This is a genomic window from Paenibacillus sp. cl141a (genome assembly GCF_900109305.1).
In the GTDB taxonomy this organism is placed as follows: domain Bacteria; phylum Bacillota; class Bacilli; order Paenibacillales; family Paenibacillaceae; genus Paenibacillus_AQ; species Paenibacillus_AQ lautus_A.
On sequence record NZ_FNZO01000020.1, the window covers coordinates 1 to 18,406 of the forward strand.

The window sequence follows — 18,406 nt, forward strand, 5'->3', positions numbered from 1 at the left end:
CGTCGCCTTGGTGAGCCGTTACCCCACCAACTAGCTAATGCGCCGCAGGCCCATCCTCAAGTGACAGATTGCTCCGCCTTTCATTATCTCACAATGCTGCAAAATAAATTATCCGGTATTAGCTACCGTTTCCGGTAGTTATCCCAGTCTTGAGGGCAGGTTGCCTACGTGTTACTCACCCGTCCGCCGCTAACCTTCAGGAGTGCAAGCACTCCATCAAGTCCGCTCGACTTGCATGTATTAGGCACGCCGCCAGCGTTCGTCCTGAGCCAGGATCAAACTCTCCAATAAAGTTTGACTTGCTCATTTCTTAACTGACGAGAATTTGTTCAATTCTCTTTATGCTCCATCACCCAACAAACCAAGGCTTGTACATGATGATTTCGCAATGGATCTCACTAGTGAAATCCTTACTCACTCGTTGTTCAGTTTTCAAAGATCAATCATATTTTATTTGTCATCCGCATCTCAGCGGCGACTTTTATAATATATCACACTAGCTTGCTGTTGGTCAAGAGTTTTTTAATTATTTTTCTAATCCATATTCTGCTTGACCGGTGAATCTCTATCACCCGCAATCAAACGGGCGAACATTAATGTATCATAGAATATAAGCATACGTCAACTACCTAATATCGTAAATTTTAAACCGACAAGAAGGGCCACACCCGGTAAGCCCAGGACCATGACCGTCCCTATGGTCATCGGATTCAGAGGAATATACGCTTCAGCTGCTAATCCGGTGAAATTCACAACATAGATAGCTACAGCCGAAAGGGCCAGATGCGCCCCGAATACAGTTAGCCATCCCAGCCCGAGCTTCTTTCTAAACACAACATAAATAAGCAGCAAGAGCGATATGCATAGTACGCCAAGCACAATCAATTTCATAGATACTCCTCCTTCATAGGTCATTAGGAATCTATCAATCAACTTCGTTTAACCGTTCTCCCTTTTTTGCTCCATATACTGCATCCTTGCCCCATCCAGATTAAGCTGCTTGGCCTGTTTGAGATTCATCTGGTATTTGCGCTCCGCCGCCTCCAACATGTAGATCGCATAATCGATCTGATCCTGTCCCGTAGCCTCCTGAAACAGCAAGTGCGCCCGCTCCCACTCCATCTGGGATCTCTGGACGTCCAGGAAGACATGCCACATCCGTTCTTGCTCCTCTGCCGTGATATACGTTTCCTCTTCTTTCTTCCTCGACTTCCACCATATCTTCATTCCGTTCACTCCCTATGAATATGAATGATTAACCTGCCCTTATTAAGACCGTCTGTAACATTCATATCGATAGAGGGACAAACTTAGAACCATAAGAACACTTTCAATTTCTACTTTTATGACCTAGAAATGTGCAAACAAAAAACGAGCCATCAGAATCGCTTCCGATGCTCGTTCTTATGTTGCTTTCATATTTCAATCAAATGCTGCAGGAATCAATAATATCAGTTCAGTTCTCTTCGACCTTCAAGCGCCTTGGATAAAGTCACTTCATCTGCGTACTCCAGGTCGCCACCAACCGGCAGTCCATGGGCAATGCGAGTCACCTTAATATCAAAAGGACGGACCAGGCGCGATATGTACATCGCCGTTGCCTCTCCCTCGATATTAGCGTTCGTCGCCAAAATGAGTTCTTTCACCCGTTCGTCACTCAGGCGCGTGAGGAGCTCCTTCAGACGGATTTCATCCGGCCCGATCCCCTCCATCGGAGATATGGCCCCATGGAGGACATGATAGTAGCCCTCGAATTCCTTCGTGCGCTCCATCGCCACCAGATCCTTCGCATCCTGTACAACGCAGATGATCGAAGCATCCCGAGTCTTGTCCTGACATACCCGGCATGGATCCGTATCCGTGATGTTGCAGCAGACGGAGCAGTAGTGCAGATTCCTTTTGACACTGACTAGCGCTTTGGCAAAATCAATAACGTCATCTTCCTTCATGTTCAGAACATGAAAAGCCAGGCGGGCGGCCGTTTTCGGCCCCACACCCGGCAGTCGCGTAAAGGCATCGATGAGCTTCGCGATCGGTTCAGGATAGTACAAATGTAACTACTCCTTCTAGGTTAGTTTAGAACAAGCCCGGGATTTTCATGCCGCCTGTGAATTTGCCCATATCGGCGTTCGCAATTTCTTCAGCCTTGGCAAGTGCATCGTTAACCGCAGTCAGCACCAGATCCTGCAGCATTTCCACATCATCCGGGTCAACCGCCTCAGGCTTGATGTTGATGGACAAAATTTGTTTATGGCCATTCGCTTCTACGGTAACCACGCCGCCGCCGGAAGTTCCTTCAACGGTTTTTGTAGCAAGCTCTTCCTGCGCCTTCAGCATTTGCTCCTGCATCTTTTTCACTTGCTTCATCATTTGGTTCATATTATTCATGATTCATCTCTCCTTATAATAGGGTGCACGTAGGACGCGCTAGTCTTTTATGACAACGAGGTCTTCTCCAAACAGCTGGATCGCCTCATCAATCCATGGTTTTTCTCCACCGGCATCAGCTTCTTCATGTTCCAGCTTAAGCTCTTCCGCCTGAGCCTTGCCTACTCCTTCTACCGCATCATTCCAGTCGCGAAGCATCATGGTCACCAGATGGTAGGGCTTGCCGAGCATAGACTCAAGCACCCCTTCAATCACCTGTTTGTTGGCAGGTTTCTCCGTGGTTTCGCGGTGGATGTTGTTTTTGAAAGCGACAAGAACCTTGTCTTCCCATACGGATACGGGCTCACCATCCATCAGCCATGCGTGAACCGTTACCTTCTCCTCTTTCACGTTCTGCAGAATTTGGGCCCACTGCCGATGTACAGCGGTATAATCCTCTCCGGTCCGGGAAGATACATACTGATCCATATGCTGCGGAATCTTGGCCGTTGAAGCTGCTTTCGGTGCAGGTGTTCGGGTAGACTTGGCCGGTTCGCGTTGATTCGATGCAGGAACACCGTTTTGAATCAAACGCTCCAGCTTTTTCTCAAGTGCGGCTACATGCTGCTTCAGCTGAGCCAGTTCTCCCGCATCGGCGGTAGAATGGGCAGCTGCGGACCCGCCCCCGGATTGGGTAATGCCGGAAAGCTTGAGCAGTGCCACCTCAAACAGGGTTTGCGGCTGCGAGGCATATTTCATCTCACTCTGATAACGGTTGAGCGTATCAATCATTTGAAACAGCTCATCGCGGCTGAAGGCATTTGCCATCTCCTGAAACTCGGCCGGGTTCAAAACCCGATCAGTCAGCCTGTCGGCATCGGGAACCATCTTGATCATAAGCAAATCGCGGAAATAGTACAGGAGATTCTCCATGCATTTATCTGCGCTTTTTCCCTCCTGCATGAATTGCTCCACGATCTGCAGGACCAGTCCGGCATCCCCCTGCTTCACGGCGCCGGCCAGACGGCCAAACTGCTCTGAGGCAATGCCTCCCGTCATGTCCATGACCTGCCGGTAAGATACGGTACCTCCAGTGAAGGAAGCGATCTGATCCAGAATGCTCAATGCATCCCGCATACCGCCATCCGATAGACGCGCAATGTACTGCAGGGCTTCATGCTCAGCCGTAATGCCTTCTTCCCCGCAGATCTGCTCCAGACGTCCGGTTTGTTCCTCCAGGGACACCCTTCGGAAGTCAAACCGCTGACAGCGTGAGATAATCGTTGCCGGAAGCCTGTGCGGCTCTGTTGTCGCTAGTATAAACATCACGTGTGCCGGCGGCTCCTCCAGCGTTTTCAGCAAGGCATTGAACGCTTCCGTCGTCAGCATGTGTACTTCATCAATAATATAAACCTTGCGCCGCACTTCGGTCGGTGCGTATTTGACTTTCTCCCGCAAATCACGGATTTCCTCGACGCCGCGGTTGGATGCCGCATCGATCTCCTGGACATCCATGACGGCTCCGGACGTTATGCGTCGGCAGGCCTCGCATGCATTGCAGGGTTCCTCAGCCGGACCATGCTCGCAGTTCACGGCTTTGGCCAAAATTTTAGCGGCACTGGTCTTGCCCGTACCCCGTGGACCGCTGAACAGGTAGGCATGGGAAACCCGCTGCTCGCGAATGGCATTCTGCAGGGTCTGGATAATATGCTGCTGGCCCACCATGTCGCCGAACGACTGTGGTCGCCAAGCTCGATATAACGCGATATGTTCCACTATGCTTTACCCTCTTTCAACTTCCACTTCGCGAAGATTAGGACTTCCAAGGCTCACACCAAAGCCCCATCCTCACGTGCTTTACAAGTTATATTCATGGTCAATCCCAGCCTAAACGGCATGAGTTAACGGTTATATTATACTACATTCTATACTACTTTCCCCTGCCTTAGCAAAACGTTTACTTGGAAAACTTTATCCAAAGTTCACGTGAAGCATTCGCTCCAATATAGAATCCCGCCTCGACAAAAAACACCCTTGCCAAAGGCAAAGGTGTTATGTGCAGATATGTATACCGTGCACCTGTTATTGATCATTGCGATCCGAGCGGCAATCCTGAGCAGCAACTCGGGCTAGGCACTCCTCCGGCACAAAAGCGGTCTTGCTTATGGCTGCTTCCTTCCGGACCTGACCAGGTTCACAAGTGCTCATTGCGGAGGACCCAACCGTCAACGTTGAGCGCAGGGACCAGCCTCACATCGACAACACCTCTAACAGGAATTCAACCTCGCTACAGCGGATTGCGAGTTACAGGGCACCGCTACCTCCCCGTCTAGCACGGCGAACTTTAGTATATCGCATGGCTACCAAAAAAGCAACCGACGGAAGAAGTTGCATACTCCACCAGCCCTGCAGACAGACAAAAACCCTTCGGCCACAAGGGCGAAGGGTTTGTTTATTAGATACCGTATTTCTTCTTGAATCTATCAACACGACCGCCAGCATCCAGGAATTTCTGTTTACCTGTGAAGAACGGATGACAGTTCGAGCAAATCTCTACACGAAGATCGGGTTTCACAGAACCTGTTTCAAACGTATTACCGCAAGCACAAGTAACTGTTGTAACGTGATATTTCGGTTGAATATCTTGTTTCATTGTAGCTTTCACCTCTTTCCGCCCTGAGCCTCATGCGGACCCAGAGTTATATGGACACATAAAAGGAGTATAGCACGAGCATATTGAATGCGCAATAGTCCATACACAAATCATCAGACAAGTCCGCAATTGGAACTACACCCTATTTTTAGCACATTCGAGTCCGTGCTGGTTAAATAATCGAAGGCCGCTTTTTCGGTCTCGCCTGTCCAGCAGGGGGCACATGCGTATAGGAGCCGATCACCACATCCGGCAGCTCCTCCTGCATGATCTCGATCGCCTGCTTCATTCCGAGAATCTCGCCTTGGGCAGGCGGGATGAGGCCAAGATAGCTCTCAGGGTCAATATTCAGATTGCGAAGCTGAATCAATTTGAGTCCCGTGCGCCGGGCAAACTCGATCATGGCTTCCAGCTCTTCCTCGCGGTCGGTCACGCCCGGAAAGATCAGATAGTTAATGGATGTATATACGCCCTGATCCGTTGCGTAACGAAGAGATTTCTCCACATTAGCGAGCGTGTAGCCTCTTGGCTTGTAGTATGCGTTATAATGGGCATCCAATGCACTGATCGTGCTGACTCTCATCAGATCAAGACCCGCATCCACGATACCGCGGATAAAATCGGTCAGTCCCGCATTGGTGTTAATATTAATGTAACCCATGTCGGTCTGTGCCCGGACTTCTCGCATGGCCTCTATAATGATCTTTGCCTGGGTGGAGGGTTCGCCCTCACAGCCTTGGCCAAAGCTGATGATCGACTCCGGGGTTTTCAGATGCTCCAGCATGACCTGCACCAGCTCATCCACTCTCGGACGGAAGTTCATGCGCGTCTGCGGGGAGACAAAGCCGCTGTCATCCGGCTGTTCCGAAATGCAACCGAAGCATCCCGCATTGCAGGAGTAAGACACGGGAACCGCGCCTTCCCAGCGATTCAGGAATGTGTTGGACGCCGTCAGGCATTCGTATCCCAGCGCACAGTTAGACAGATGTTCGTAGAGCCGGTTCTCCGGATACTTCTCCTTCAGCGTCTTAACCCCAAGCTCAAGGTCGTCCAGGTCGCAATTCACAGGATTCCACTTCTCGGGATCGTCGGACAAACGCGCCGTCGTATAGAAAGCGCCATCCTTCCATACGACCGCCGAGTAACCAAACAGCGGCAGCTTATACTCCTTGTCCGACTTCACGTATCCCGGCAGGCAGAGCCGGGTGTAGCCTTGCGGCAGAAGCGCTCCGACAGCCGTATATCCGTCCTCTAGCGGCATCATGTCACCGGTCTCCGGATCCATTCCGATCGCTCGGGTACTCGGCAGTCCGACCAGCGTAGCTCCCTCCGGCAAAGGTATCAATTCATCTTCCAATATCTCGACGATCATATCTCCGCTGCGGGCCAGCCCGAACAGCTCGGAATGATCGTATACATTCCCTTGTTCATCTGCATAAACCAAATACATGTTGATCTCCTATTCTCCGGTTGATTCAGGGCTTAGCTCTGAGGGGCCGTCGCCGCAGATGCACGCGATGGACGTCTGGCTGTCTGGCCCTGAGTCCCGGTTCCGCCGCCGTTGTTGGCATTCACGTCAAATGATGCCAAGAACTCGGCGTTATTCTTGCTATCACGCATTTTTTTAAGGAAGCCTTCCACAAAATCGGCAGAGTCGTTCATATTTTTGCGGATCGCCCAAATGGTATCCAGTTCATCCTTGTTCAGCAGCACCTCTTCGCGCCGGGTACCGGAGCGACGAATATCGATTGCCGGGAAAATACGGCGCTCCGCGAAGCGGCGGTCCAAGTGCAGCTCCATGTTGCCTGTTCCTTTAAATTCCTCATAAATGATATCATCCATCCGCGATCCGGTTTCAACCAGGGCTGTCGCCAGGATCGTCAAACTTCCGCCTTCCTCCACGTTACGAGCCGATCCGAAAAAACGTTTCGGACGATGGAATGCCGCAGGATCAATACCGCCGCTCAGCGTTCGGCCGGACGGAGGAATGACCAGGTTGTACGCACGGGCCAGACGGGTGATGCTGTCCAGCAAGATAACAACGTCCTTCTTATGCTCCACCAGCCGCAAGGCGCGCGACAAAACCAGTTCCGCCACTTTGATATGGTTCTCCGGAAGCTCGTCAAAAGTAGAAGCAACCACCTCACCCTTAACGGAACGCTGCATATCCGTCACTTCTTCAGGCCGTTCATCGATGAGTAAAACAAACAGTTCAATCTCTGGATTGTTGGTTGAGATGCTGTTGGCGATTTCTTTTAAGAGGAGCGTTTTCCCTGCTTTTGGCGGTGCCACGATCAAACCGCGTTGTCCTAAACCTACGGGTGCAAGCAGATCCATAATTCGGGTTGACAACTGATTAGGGGATGTTTCAAGAACAAGCTTTTCTTGCGGATATAGAGGAGTCAAGGCTGGGAAGTGTAATCGTTCCGCTGCGACGGCAGGATTCTCGCCATTCACGGCGTTGACCTGCAGCAGCCCGAAGTAACGTTCGTTCTCTTTCGGCGTCCGGCATTTGCCCGAAACCAAATCTCCGGTCCGCAAATCGAATTTGCGGATCTGGGAGGCCGAAATGTAGATATCCTCCGTGCTCGGCAAATAGTTGATCGGTCTCAGAAAACCGTATCCTTCCGGCAAAATCTCGAGTACGCCCTCCATGAACATCAAGCCGCTCTGTTCGGCCTGCGCCCGGAGAATGGCAAATATCAATTCTTTTTTCTTCAACTGGCCATAATAAGGAATCTGATACTTCTTGGCCAGCTTATACAGATCCGTCAGCTTCATGCCTTCCAAATCGGCTATTTGTAAATCCATTCAATAACCACCTATTCAATTATTTGTTTCTGTCGCAGCAGTTCCCTGCTGTCATGTAGTCTATTAGTCTATGAGAGCTTTACTAGGAGCATTACCCAAATCAGAGGGAGATATGCAGTTTCCACCACACATTTCCCTCATTTTGGTAAAAAAGTCACTCTTCTTCGGTCTCGCGCCACACGTCGGCACCCAGCTCACGCAAGTTGGAAACGAGATGGTCGTAGCCGCGATCAATGAATTCCACGCCGCTTACCTCCGTTATCCCTTCAGGCACCGTCAGTCCTGCAATGACAAGAGCCGCACCCGCGCGCAGATCGGTCGCTTTGACCTTGGCTGCGTTCAGCGGGCCGCCCTCGATGATGGCAGAGCGTCCCTCCACGCGAATTTTGGCTCCCATGCGAAGGAGCTCCGGAACATGTTTAAATCGGTTGCTATATACAAAATCACTAAGGACGCTGACGCCTTCCGCTTGCGTAAGGAGGCTGGTCATCGGAGACTGCAAATCCGTTGCAAATCCAGGATATATAAGCGCCTTCACATCCACATGCTGATATCGGGCTTTACCGATCACACGGATGCTTTCGTCCAGCTCTTCGATGCCCACACCCATCTCGATCAGCTTGGCCGTGAGGGCCTCAAGATGTTTCGGGATGACGTTGTCAATCAGAACATCGCCGCGCGTGGCTGCGGCAGCAATCATATATGTTCCGGCCTGAATCCGGTCTGGAATAATGGAATGTCGGCAGCCATGCATCTCGGTCACGCCTTCGATCCGGATGGTTTCCGTTCCGGCACCCTTAATGACAGCTCCCATGGAATTTAAAAGTGTTGCAACATCTATAATTTCAGGCTCTTTCGCCGCGTTTTCGATAATTGTAGAGCCTTTGGCCTTGGCAGCCGCCAGCATAATGTTAATCGTTGCACCTACGCTGCTTACATCGAGATAGATCTTCGCGCCCCGCAGCTCTTTGGCATGCAGGTGAATCGAGCCGTGTTCATTGGTCACGGTCGCGCCAAGCGCTTCAAAGCCCTTGATGTGCTGGTCGATGGGACGAGGTTCAAAATTACAGCCGCCCGGCAGGCCGATCACGGCTTCTTTAAATCTTCCAAGCATGGCGCCCATCATATAGTAGGACGCGCGCAGTTTCTTGACGGGTCCGTTAGGCATCGGAATGGATTTGATATCAGAAGGGTCAATTCTCATCTGATTGCCTTCCCATGATACTTGCCCGCCTAGTTCCTCAAGGATCTCAGCATAAACAGCCACATCGCTGAGAAGCGGCAAATTATCAAGTACGACTTCCGATTCCGCCAGGATTGCGGCGGGAATTAACGCAATAGCACTGTTCTTGGCGCCGCTGATTGTTACAGCACCTCGCAGTGGGCGTCCACCGCTGATCATCAATTTTTCCATAAGCTTTCGGTTCCCCCTACATCACTTCGCAGCCGGAAATGGTTCTGATGCCCGTCATTACAAGAAAAACGTCGTATCGACGTTCCTAAAGGATGACAGACGCAATAAGCGTTCGTTTTCGTAGCGATTATCCGGTTGTGAAGCCTCTCAATCCGCTTGCGCTTTTTGATAACTTAATAAATGAAATGGAAAAACACCGGCTATGCGGTGTGCTTTCCATTTCATTGTATGCAGCATAAGACAGCTTAAAATATCTTAGGTGATTCCTATCGTCATGTTGCGGCCTTGAAGGCTGCAAGCGACTTTTGTGTGTTACGGATGATTAAGCTTGATTGTTGGAACCAAACTCACGGATTTTGCCGACAACGGTTTCCTTGATTGCCTCGCGGCCTGGTTTCAGGAATGTGCGCGGATCGTAAGCTTCCGGTTTAGCAGCAAGCACTTCACGAACAACTTTGGTGAACGAGATTTGGTTCTCGGTGTTCACGTTGATTTTGGAAGTACCCAAGGAGATAGCTTTCTTGATGTCATGCGTCGGGATGCCCGTACCGCCATGAAGCACCAACGGAAGTTTCACGGCATCGCGAATCTCTTCCATCTCTTTGAAACCAAGGTTTGGTTCGCCTTTGTAAGGACCATGAACAGAACCAAGCGCAGGCGCCAATGTGTCGATGCCTGTCTCGTTCACGATGCGCACGCAGTCGTCAAGCTTCGCGTACATCACGTCGCCGATAACGTCATCCTCTTGTCCGCCGACCATGCCGACTTCGGCTTCAACGGAAACGCCTTTGGCGTGAGCATACTCAACCACTTGTTTCGTTGTTGCAATATTCGTCTCAATCGGGCTGTGGGAATCATCGATCATAACCGAAGTGAATCCTGCGTCGATTGCTTCTTTACATTTCTCAACACTTGAACCGTGGTCAAGGTGAATGGCAACAGGAACTGTAACTTTCAGGTCCTCCATCAAACCTTTTACCATGTGTACAACGGTGCTGAATCCACCCATGTAACGAGCTGCGCCTTCGGAAACACCGAGAATTACAGGCGATTTCTCTTGCTCAGCCGCTTCAAGAATTGCATATGTCCACTCCAGGTTGTTGATGTTGTATTGACCAACAGCATATTTACCTTCGAGTGCTTTGTTCAGCATGTCTGTCATTGATACTAATGGCATGGTTTCATCCTCCTATAGATGCTTAGTTTGTCTATGGTTTTTAGCCGATATAACATACGGACTTATTATACCACATCGCGTCATAAATACTAAACAAGCATTTCCTAAATTGCTGCGAAGGAACTCACATTCTGGCAAAAAAAAGAATTCCGCCCCTTGAGCAGAATTCATCATTCAACCGATGTTGTTCGCGGTCCCTTTCAGCTGCATGTTGACGGCTTGCCGCATCTCGTCGATGTCGAAGGGTTTGGTAAAATGCATCAGCGCTCCAAGATCGGTCGCTTCCTTGATCATGTCAAGCTCTCCATAGGCTGTCATCATGATCACCTTAATGTCCGGATTCATCTGTTTAATATGCTTCAAAATCTCAAGCCCGTCCATTCCAGGAATTTTCATATCCAGCAGCACCAAATCCGGGGCATGCATCTTCACGATTTCAAGGGCAGCCTTGCCGTTCGCTGCTTGGAACGTCTCATATCCTTCACTGCTGAACACTTCCACGAGCAGGATGCGGATCCCATTCTGGTCATCCACAATCAGCACTTTGTGTTTGCTTTGTTTGCTCATCCTTCCAACCTCCCGATACTTAAATCGTACAATGAGTATATGCAAACTCGAAAGTTCCTAACTTTCCCATAAACCGGCCATTATTTGTATTCGCCTGTAGATGTCGAATTCCTTCCTGTCCTTGAAAAAGTAAGAAAAAAAGATCACGAATTGGCTGCATCCGAAATCGACAGCGCTGGACAGGATTCCGGACCTCAGCTCCACCATTCACGCAGCGACAAACGAATTTGCACGTAAAAAAAAGAGCCTCTTCAAAAAAGAGGCTCTTCCCCATTATGCCTGATGCTGGATCGAGGCTTTTACAAATTCACGGAACAATGGCTGCGGACGGTTCGGACGGGAAGTGAATTCCGGATGGAATTGCACGGCGAGGAACCAAGGATGTCCTGGCAGCTCCACGATCTCGACCAGACGTCCGTCCGGTGAAGTACCGGAAATACGCAGGCCTGCTTTCTCGATATCTTCGCGGTATTGGTTGTTGAACTCGTACCGGTGACGATGTCTTTCGTAAACCAACTCGTCCTGGTAGCAGGACTCCGCAAGCGAGCCCGGAACCAGCTTGCAGGGATACAGGCCAAGGCGCATCGTTCCGCCAAGATCCTCGATATCCTTCTGCTCCGGAAGCAGGTCGATGACCGGATATTCGGTAGCCGGATCAATTTCGGAGCTGTTTGCGCCGTTCAGACCTACGATCGAACGGGCATATTCGATGACGGACACTTGCATGCCAAGGCAAATACCGAAGAATGGAATGTTGCGCTCGCGGGCATAACGGATCGCGCTGATCTTGCCTTCGATCCCCCGGTCTCCAAATCCACCAGGTACCAGAATACCGCCGATGCCGTTCAACGTCTCTTCCACATTGTCCGACGTAATTTCCTCGGCGTTCACCCAGCGGATCTTCACATCGGCATTGGCATCAAAGCCGGCATGGGACAGGGATTCAACGACGCTGAGGTAGGCGTCATGAAGCGCGACATACTTGCCGACAATCGCAATCTCAACGGTCTTCTCCAGCTTGGAGACGCGCTCCACCAGATCTTCCCACTCGCTCATATCCGGCGCAGGAGTCGTCAGCTTCAGATGATTGACAACAATTTCGTCCAGGCCTTCATCGCGCAGATTCAGCGGCACCTCATACAGGGAGGACGCGTCGCGGCATTCTACGACCGCGTTAGGGTCGATATCGCAGAAGAGCGCGATTTTGGCTTTCATCTCGGTTGAAAGCTCATGCTCCGTACGGCACACGATGACATTCGGCTGAATGCCGATGCTGCGGAGTTCTTTTACACTGTGCTGCGTCGGCTTCGTTTTCACTTCACCGGCTGCCTTAATATATGGAATGAGGGTTACATGAATATACATCACGTTCTCACGGCCAACATCGCTCTTGATTTGGCGGATGGCCTCCAGGAAAGGAAGGCTTTCGATATCGCCGACCGTTCCGCCGATTTCGGTAATGACCACATCCGAACCCGCTTCACGGCCCGCACGGAATACGCGCTCCTTGATCTCGTTCGTAATATGAGGAATAACCTGCACGGTGCCGCCCAAATATTCCCCCCGGCGTTCCTTGCTGATAACAGAAGAGTATACTTTTCCTGTTGTCACATTGCTGTTCTTCGACAGGTTAATATCGATGAAGCGCTCATAGTGTCCCAGGTCCAGGTCGGTTTCCGCACCGTCGTCAGTAACGAACACTTCGCCATGCTGGTAAGGACTCATGGTGCCCGGATCTATATTAATGTACGGATCGAATTTCTGAATCGTTACCTTGAGCCCTCTGTTCTTAAGCAATCTGCCGAGCGAAGCGGCGGTAATTCCCTTACCTAGAGATGACACGACTCCGCCTGTTACAAAAATATACTTTGTCACTGTTAAAAACCCTCCTATATAATCTCCATAACTTCAGGCGACATATGATGTTTATCCTAACCCGTTTTCCCCTGATTCATCAGAGGGACCAACAAAAACATCGCTCGCTTCCAATAATGGTGAGCGAGCTGACCTCCGACCTATTACAAACCGCATATATTGACGCTAAAATGATCCCCATCGGGCTGCCGGTACGGCATAACGTTATGAGGCTTCAGGCCGAGCGATTCCAATACATCTTCTTACTCTTCATATCTGAATCTTGGTCTTGCTATATTGGCCCGGAAGCTAGCGTCGTGTTACACTTTCCGAGCCTTAAAAACAAAAAAAGTGACCCCGAATAAATAACGGGGCACTTTTATATTAAACATATTTAATCCACAATCATAAGCCCAAGCAATAGTTTACTCTGTGCCTTGTCTGCTTGTCAAGAGAAGAACCAACCTCAAAATTCCCCAATCGGCCGACATCGTAAAACAGAGTCATAAACCATGCGGGCAGGCTTAAATTCCGAGCGGAATGACAGATTAATCTCTATCGTCTTCCTCAAATTCTTCCTCTTCCAGATCTTCTTCCTCGGAATCCGCATCTTCGTCATCCAATTCGTCATCATCCAGAACAACGTCCTCATCTACATCATCGTCGGCATCGTCATCATCCGGGAAGAGATCGTCGTGATCGTCGTCTTCATCGTCGATGCTGTCGAAATCCTCTTCGGCATCGTCGCCGCTATAGGTATCCTCTTCATCCGTGAAGTCATCGTCATCGTCGTCTTCATCATTGATGATCCGCGGACGTTTGGCGTTCGCAATCGGATCTTCGGACTTCTCCAGCGGATACCAGCGCTTTAGTCCCCACAGATTCGTTCCTACACATGCGAAACGTCCGTCTATATTGATCTCGGTATATAACTGGGCAATCGTTTCGTTAATTTCCTGTTCCGTAAAGCCGCGAAGCTTGGCCACCTCATTCATCAGGTCACGGTAGTAATACGGCGTATTCGCCGCCTTCAGAACCATAAAAGCCAGGTCAACCATCGGGATTTCCTGAATCTTCTCCGGATCGATCTTTAAATTGAGCGGATTACTCACTAACGCACACTTCCTCTCACACAATCTTCACGTTATACCCTCAACATATCCATTATCAAAACTAAGTAAAACCTATTTGGAAATAAAAATCAAGTTTTTATGCTCCATTACCCATCAGATACCAAATGGAAAAAGACGGAGACGATTCTCTCCGCCTTCTGACTGTACCCGCCCCTAGGATCGACTCCTTACGGGATAGATAAGAGAACCTTGATATTCTCTCCATGTATCTTATGTTAGCCCTGCTGCTTTGACACGGTAAACAGGGCCTATTTCCCGGAAAAAGGGCAACATCCCATTCGGGCACTCTCCCCGCCTCATACAATACTGAAGCAACGGTTCATCGAGAAGGGAGATTGCCACACATGGATTACACCCGGATCATGCAATCACTACTTGCAGAGACGAACCCTATGCGGAACGTCCGGGAAATGAACCGGCGGCTCCTCACGTTTCATGACCCTCAGCTGTACCAGAAATGCATCCGCGAATGGAACCGGCTCGCAGGGAAAAGGCGTTTCCCGAGTTCGGTCAGCCGCTCGCCGCTTACCCGCACCATCATCGCTCCAGCTCCCCAAACCGCGAAGTTTGAAGCGGAGTTTCGGAACGAACTGATGGTTGAAGAGGATGAACAGGTTCATATCCATGCCATACAGGGGACAATAGGAACGCTAACCGGGATCCCATGGGGTATCAAGCAAATCAAAGCCCCTCAAGCCTGGTCTACCTCGACAGGACACCGCGTGAAGATTGCCGTTATCGACACTGGGGTGGATTTCGGTCACCCGGATCTGAAGTATTCGCTGACCAGAGGGGTCAACCTCGTCCATCGCAGCATCCCGCCTTATGACGACAATGGGCATGGAACGCATATCTCGGGCACCATTGCTGCAGCAAACAGCACCCAAGGTATGATCGGGGTTGCTCCCAGATCTGTCGTGTATCCGGTCAAAGCCTTTGATCACAACGGATCCGCCTTCGTATCGGATATCATTCTGGCCATCGACTGGTGCGTGCGGGCCGAGATCGATATCATCAATATGAGTTTCGGCATGCAGACCCGAAGCCGCACGCTGATGGATATCGTAAGCAAGGCCAACCAAGCAGGCGTCCTCATTGTGGCCTCTTCCGGCAATGACGGCAAACGCCGTACCGCGGACTATCCTGCCCGTTATCCCCAAACGATATCCGTCGGAGCTACCGACCGCAGCCGGAGAATCCCCGGCTTTAGCAATCGTGGGCAATTTGTCGATATTTATGCGCCCGGAGATAAAATCGTGTCAGCCTGGCTGCAGGGAAAATACCACGAAATGAGCGGCACTTCCATGGCCACTTCACACGTCAGCGGAGCGATCGCCCTGCTTCTTGCCCAGAGGCCTGACTTAAAAAAAACAGCTACGATCAAGGCCCTGCTGCGGCGCACCTCCTCCCCCCTTAAGCTCAAAAAAGGATACAGCGCCTCCGATGGAGAGGTAAATGCCTTGAAATTTTTGCGCGAGGGCATGAAATTATAAATTCGGTTCATCGGCAACGGCAAACGCCATGTCGTTCACGCATTAAAAACAGCCGTCTTTCCAAAGAAAGACGGCTGTTGGCTGTTATGGCATATGAAAGGGAAGCCCCTTCTTACATGCGTTCCGGCGCCGATACGCCCATCAGGCGAAGCACGTTGGCAATGACCGTGCGGACGGCTCCCAGCAAAGCAAGGCGGGCCTGCGTTTGATTCGCGTCTTCCGTAATCACGCGCTCGGCTCTGTAGTAGCTGTGGAACAAGGAGGCCAGTTCATATACATACCGGATAAGCCTGTGCGGTGCATAGTTCTCGGCAGCAAGCGACACTTCCTGCGGGAGTTCTCCCATTTTGCGCAAAATGTCGTATTCATGCTCGGCGGTCAGAACGCTCAGGTTCACGTCGGCAAGCGGCAGGATGCTAACGCCTTGCTCCTCCGCTTGGCGGAATACGCTGCAAATGCGTGCGTGCGCATATTGTACGTAGAAGACCGGGTTCTCGTTGGATGTGGACACCGCCAGATCCATATCGAAATCCAAATGCGAATCCATGCTGCGCATGGTGAAGAAATAACGGATCGCGTCCACGCCGACCTCATCCATCAGATCTTCCATCGTGACCGCTTTACCGGTACGCTTGGACATCTTCACCTTCTCGCCGTCCTGGAACAGGCTGACCATCTGGGCGATCAATACGATGAGTTTGTCCGGGTCATTGCCGAGCGCCTCCATGGCAGCCTTCATGCGCGGAACGTAACCATGGTGGTCGGCTCCCCAAATATTCAGGATCTTGTCATAGCCTCGCTCGTATTTATTGCGGTGGTAGGCAATATCCGGCGTCAGGTAGGTATACGTGCCGTCATTCTTAACGAGGACGCGGTCTTTGTCATCCCCATAATCGGTGGTGCGGAGCCAGGTTGCCCCATCCTTCTCGTAAGCTTCGCCCTTGGCTTTCAGTTCTTCCAGGGATTTCTCCACCAATCCATCCTCATACAGGGACGTTTCGCTAAACCACTCGTCAAAATGGACGCGGAATCGATTCAAATCGCGTTTGATTTTACCAAGTTCCTTCTCAAGCCCGAATTGACGCAAGAATGCCGTTCTCTCGCCTGGATCCATCGATAGCAAGGAATCGCCTTTCTCGGCTACAAGCTCTTTGGCAAACCCTTTGATATCTTCGCCATGGTATCCATCCTCGGGCATTTCGGCATCCTGGCCGAGCTCCTGCAAATAGCGGGCTTCGAGGGATTTAACCAGGTTCACTACCTGGTTGCCTGCATCATTGATGTAGTATTCGCGCGTAACTTCGTATCCCGCAAAATCAAGCACATTGCAAAGGGCATCGCCTACCGCCGCTCCGCGGGCATGTCCAAGATGCAGACTTCCGGTGGGATTGGCGCTGACAAACTCCATCTGGACCTTTTGCCCTTCGCCCGTAGCGATCCGCCCGTAGTTATCGCCCTGCTCTTGTACCAATGCCACGATCGGATAGAGATACCCCTTGTCCAAGGTAAAGTTAATAAACCCGGGTCCGGCAATCTCCGCTTTCTCGATGGAAGCCTTTGCCGTATCCAAATGTTCCAGGATAGCTTCCGCGATTTGCCGGGGGTTCTTCTTGGCAATCCGCGTCAGCTGCATCGCTACGTTCGTAGCCAAGTCGCCGTGCGACTTATCCTTCGGAACTTCCAGCGTAATGCCGGGCAGCTCCTCGCGGGACACCAGTCCGGCAGCTACGGCAGCGTCTCCTACCGCCTCTGCAACCAGCCCGTTAATGTGATCTAATGGATTCATTGTCATGATTCATGTGCCTCCTGAATAGTCAAACTGATCGAAAAGTGTCCCGAAAACTCGTCAAACACATATAAATCATACGCCCAAGCCGCTCGTCCGGTCACGCCCTCTAGCGCTAGCTCCAGACGCTGGGTGTGCGTAGACAGATTAAATGAAGTGAACGGGGAGCGATAATATCCAGGCAATCGCTGACCCAGCTTAAATGCCTGCTCGGACTCCACCTCGCCGTGACGGATCAGCTTCAGCTCGTCCTCCGCCAGCTTGAGCATGGCCCGGGTTTCCCCTTGATGCGGTCCAAGCGCCGGCTCCGTATAGCGCACATACAGCACCTTCCCCTTGATAAACGCCTCTGCGGGAAGCTCCTGTATCGTATTCTCTCCTTCGTGAAGGCTCTGAAGACGGATGCTCACTTGTTTTCGGTCGTTCATGTACGTTCCTCTTTTCCTTACCTATTGTATTACTATATCCAGTATAGCCTTGCAATTCAAATGAGGATTTTAGCAAAAGGAAAGAAAATGTCTCTCGTCGTATTTTCGGAGAGGTTGGAGCGTATCCTTAATTCCCGTATTTCTTGGCCCATTGCTCGCGCCATTCTCCGAAGCTGTTACCCGTGATTTCCTCCAAGGTCTTTCCATCAATGGAATAAGGTGCTCCATCTAGATCATTCCGATCAGGGAACGAGGTTCCCCCGATGACCTTCCCCTCCGACATCATCACGAACAAGGCCGTATTCGTATTATACATGCGGTCAAGCGGATGCCCGGAAACCTTGAAACGGTAGGTGACAATTTCTTTTCCGTAATAGTTTGCCGGATCTTGGCTCTGTACACTCCATGTCTGAATATAGGGGATTGCGCCGTTACCAGGTGCGAGAAGGGATTTCTCAAGCGTATAAGTAATCGGTTTACTGGAGTGGCTTACAATCTTATAGCCCAGTGATCTCACGTAAGAGGCCGCTATCTTCTGTTCCTCGGACATGGGTTTGCCTGAATGAACGCTAAGTTGCATGAATGAATATAGGATTACGATGCTCAAACCAATACCTGCCCATAACCAAATACGATTTCGCTTCATAAGCAGCCTCCCTATTATGTCGACCTGGCCGTTCATAGGATTAGAATACCAAAAAAATTGAAATCAATGGGCGGCCA

17 protein-coding genes, 1 rRNA gene and 1 other RNA gene are annotated in these 18,406 nt (G+C 50.6%); 1 reads left to right on the top strand and 18 read right to left on the bottom strand.

Going from position 1 to position 18,406, the window contains the following annotated elements; translation table 11 throughout:
• From BMX45_RS30075 to rpoE, 15 genes are all read right to left on the bottom strand, one after another.
• Nucleotides 1-291: ribosomal RNA gene (locus tag BMX45_RS30075) — 16S ribosomal RNA — on the bottom strand; the annotation flags it as partial.
• A gap of 330 nt (nt 292-621) precedes the next feature.
• The gene (locus BMX45_RS30080; RefSeq protein WP_009595500.1) at nt 622-891 is read right to left on the bottom strand and encodes a pro-sigmaK processing inhibitor BofA family protein; all 270 of its coding nucleotides are present in this window, start codon (nt 889-891) and stop codon (nt 622-624) included.
• A 48-nt stretch (nt 892-939) separates the two neighbouring features.
• Entirely contained in the window at nt 940-1,227 is a 288-nt protein-coding gene (locus tag BMX45_RS30085) for a hypothetical protein (protein ID WP_090914348.1), read from the bottom strand.
• 224 nt (nt 1,228-1,451) lie between these two features.
• Nucleotides 1,452-2,051 carry a recombination mediator RecR gene (gene recR / locus BMX45_RS30090; RefSeq protein WP_009595539.1) on the bottom strand — a complete coding sequence of 200 codons (600 nt, stop codon included), beginning with the start codon at nt 2,049-2,051 and terminating at the stop codon, nt 1,452-1,454.
• 25 nt (nt 2,052-2,076) lie between these two features.
• Nucleotides 2,077-2,388 carry a YbaB/EbfC family nucleoid-associated protein gene (locus tag BMX45_RS30095; RefSeq protein WP_009595540.1) on the bottom strand — a complete coding sequence of 104 codons (312 nt, stop codon included), beginning with the start codon at nt 2,386-2,388 and terminating at the stop codon, nt 2,077-2,079.
• Nucleotides 2,389-2,427: 39 nt separating this feature from the next.
• The gene (dnaX, locus tag BMX45_RS30100) at nt 2,428-4,143 is read right to left on the bottom strand and encodes a DNA polymerase III subunit gamma/tau (RefSeq protein WP_090914350.1); all 1,716 of its coding nucleotides are present in this window, start codon (nt 4,141-4,143) and stop codon (nt 2,428-2,430) included.
• A gap of 295 nt (nt 4,144-4,438) precedes the next feature.
• Nucleotides 4,439-4,705: signal recognition particle sRNA large type (ffs, locus tag BMX45_RS30105), an RNA gene on the bottom strand.
• A 117-nt stretch (nt 4,706-4,822) separates the two neighbouring features.
• Nucleotides 4,823-5,020: a 50S ribosomal protein L31 gene (gene rpmE / locus BMX45_RS30110; protein WP_006207505.1), complete on the bottom strand. Its 198-nt coding sequence runs from the start codon at nt 5,018-5,020 to the stop codon at nt 4,823-4,825.
• 172 nt (nt 5,021-5,192) lie between these two features.
• On the bottom strand, nt 5,193-6,470 hold the full coding sequence (locus BMX45_RS30115) for a radical SAM family protein (protein ID WP_009595518.1): 1,278 nt from the start codon (nt 6,468-6,470) through the stop codon (nt 5,193-5,195).
• A gap of 32 nt (nt 6,471-6,502) precedes the next feature.
• Nucleotides 6,503-7,831 (bottom strand): transcription termination factor Rho, encoded by a 1,329-nt coding sequence (gene rho / locus BMX45_RS30120; RefSeq protein WP_012818386.1) that lies wholly within the window; start codon nt 7,829-7,831, stop codon nt 6,503-6,505.
• Between the two features lie 154 nt (nt 7,832-7,985).
• Nucleotides 7,986-9,245: a UDP-N-acetylglucosamine 1-carboxyvinyltransferase gene (locus BMX45_RS30125; protein WP_090914353.1), complete on the bottom strand. Its 1,260-nt coding sequence runs from the start codon at nt 9,243-9,245 to the stop codon at nt 7,986-7,988.
• A gap of 322 nt (nt 9,246-9,567) precedes the next feature.
• Nucleotides 9,568-10,422, bottom strand: a complete 855-nt coding sequence (gene fba, locus BMX45_RS30130; protein WP_012818384.1) for a class II fructose-1,6-bisphosphate aldolase — start codon at nt 10,420-10,422, stop codon at nt 9,568-9,570.
• Between the two features lie 174 nt (nt 10,423-10,596).
• Entirely contained in the window at nt 10,597-10,989 is a 393-nt protein-coding gene (locus BMX45_RS30135) for a response regulator (protein WP_009595517.1), read from the bottom strand.
• A 273-nt stretch (nt 10,990-11,262) separates the two neighbouring features.
• On the bottom strand, nt 11,263-12,864 hold the full coding sequence (locus BMX45_RS30140) for a CTP synthase (RefSeq protein ID WP_090914355.1): 1,602 nt from the start codon (nt 12,862-12,864) through the stop codon (nt 11,263-11,265).
• Nucleotides 12,865-13,391: 527 nt separating this feature from the next.
• Complete coding sequence (rpoE, locus tag BMX45_RS30150; RefSeq protein WP_090914358.1) at nt 13,392-13,955, bottom strand: DNA-directed RNA polymerase subunit delta; 564 nt, start codon at nt 13,953-13,955, stop codon at nt 13,392-13,394.
• A gap of 365 nt (nt 13,956-14,320) precedes the next feature.
• Between rpoE and BMX45_RS30155 the strand changes: the two genes are divergently transcribed.
• Entirely contained in the window at nt 14,321-15,469 is a 1,149-nt protein-coding gene (locus tag BMX45_RS30155; RefSeq protein WP_090914360.1) for a S8 family peptidase, read from the top strand.
• Nucleotides 15,470-15,581: 112 nt separating this feature from the next.
• Here the strand turns inward: BMX45_RS30155 and argS are convergent, their stop codons facing one another.
• The 3 genes from argS to BMX45_RS30170 all read right to left on the bottom strand — a co-directional run bounded on the left by argS (nt 15,582) and on the right by BMX45_RS30170 (nt 18,329).
• The gene (argS, locus tag BMX45_RS30160; protein ID WP_090914362.1) at nt 15,582-17,261 is read right to left on the bottom strand and encodes an arginine--tRNA ligase; all 1,680 of its coding nucleotides are present in this window, start codon (nt 17,259-17,261) and stop codon (nt 15,582-15,584) included.
• Complete coding sequence (locus BMX45_RS30165) at nt 17,258-17,683, bottom strand: YwiB family protein (protein WP_090914364.1); 426 nt, start codon at nt 17,681-17,683, stop codon at nt 17,258-17,260. Before BMX45_RS30165 ends, argS begins: the two co-directional genes overlap by 4 nt.
• Before the next feature lie 127 nt (nt 17,684-17,810).
• Complete coding sequence (locus tag BMX45_RS30170) at nt 17,811-18,329, bottom strand: hypothetical protein (protein ID WP_090914367.1); 519 nt, start codon at nt 18,327-18,329, stop codon at nt 17,811-17,813.
• Between the last annotated feature and the right edge of the window lie 77 nt (nt 18,330-18,406).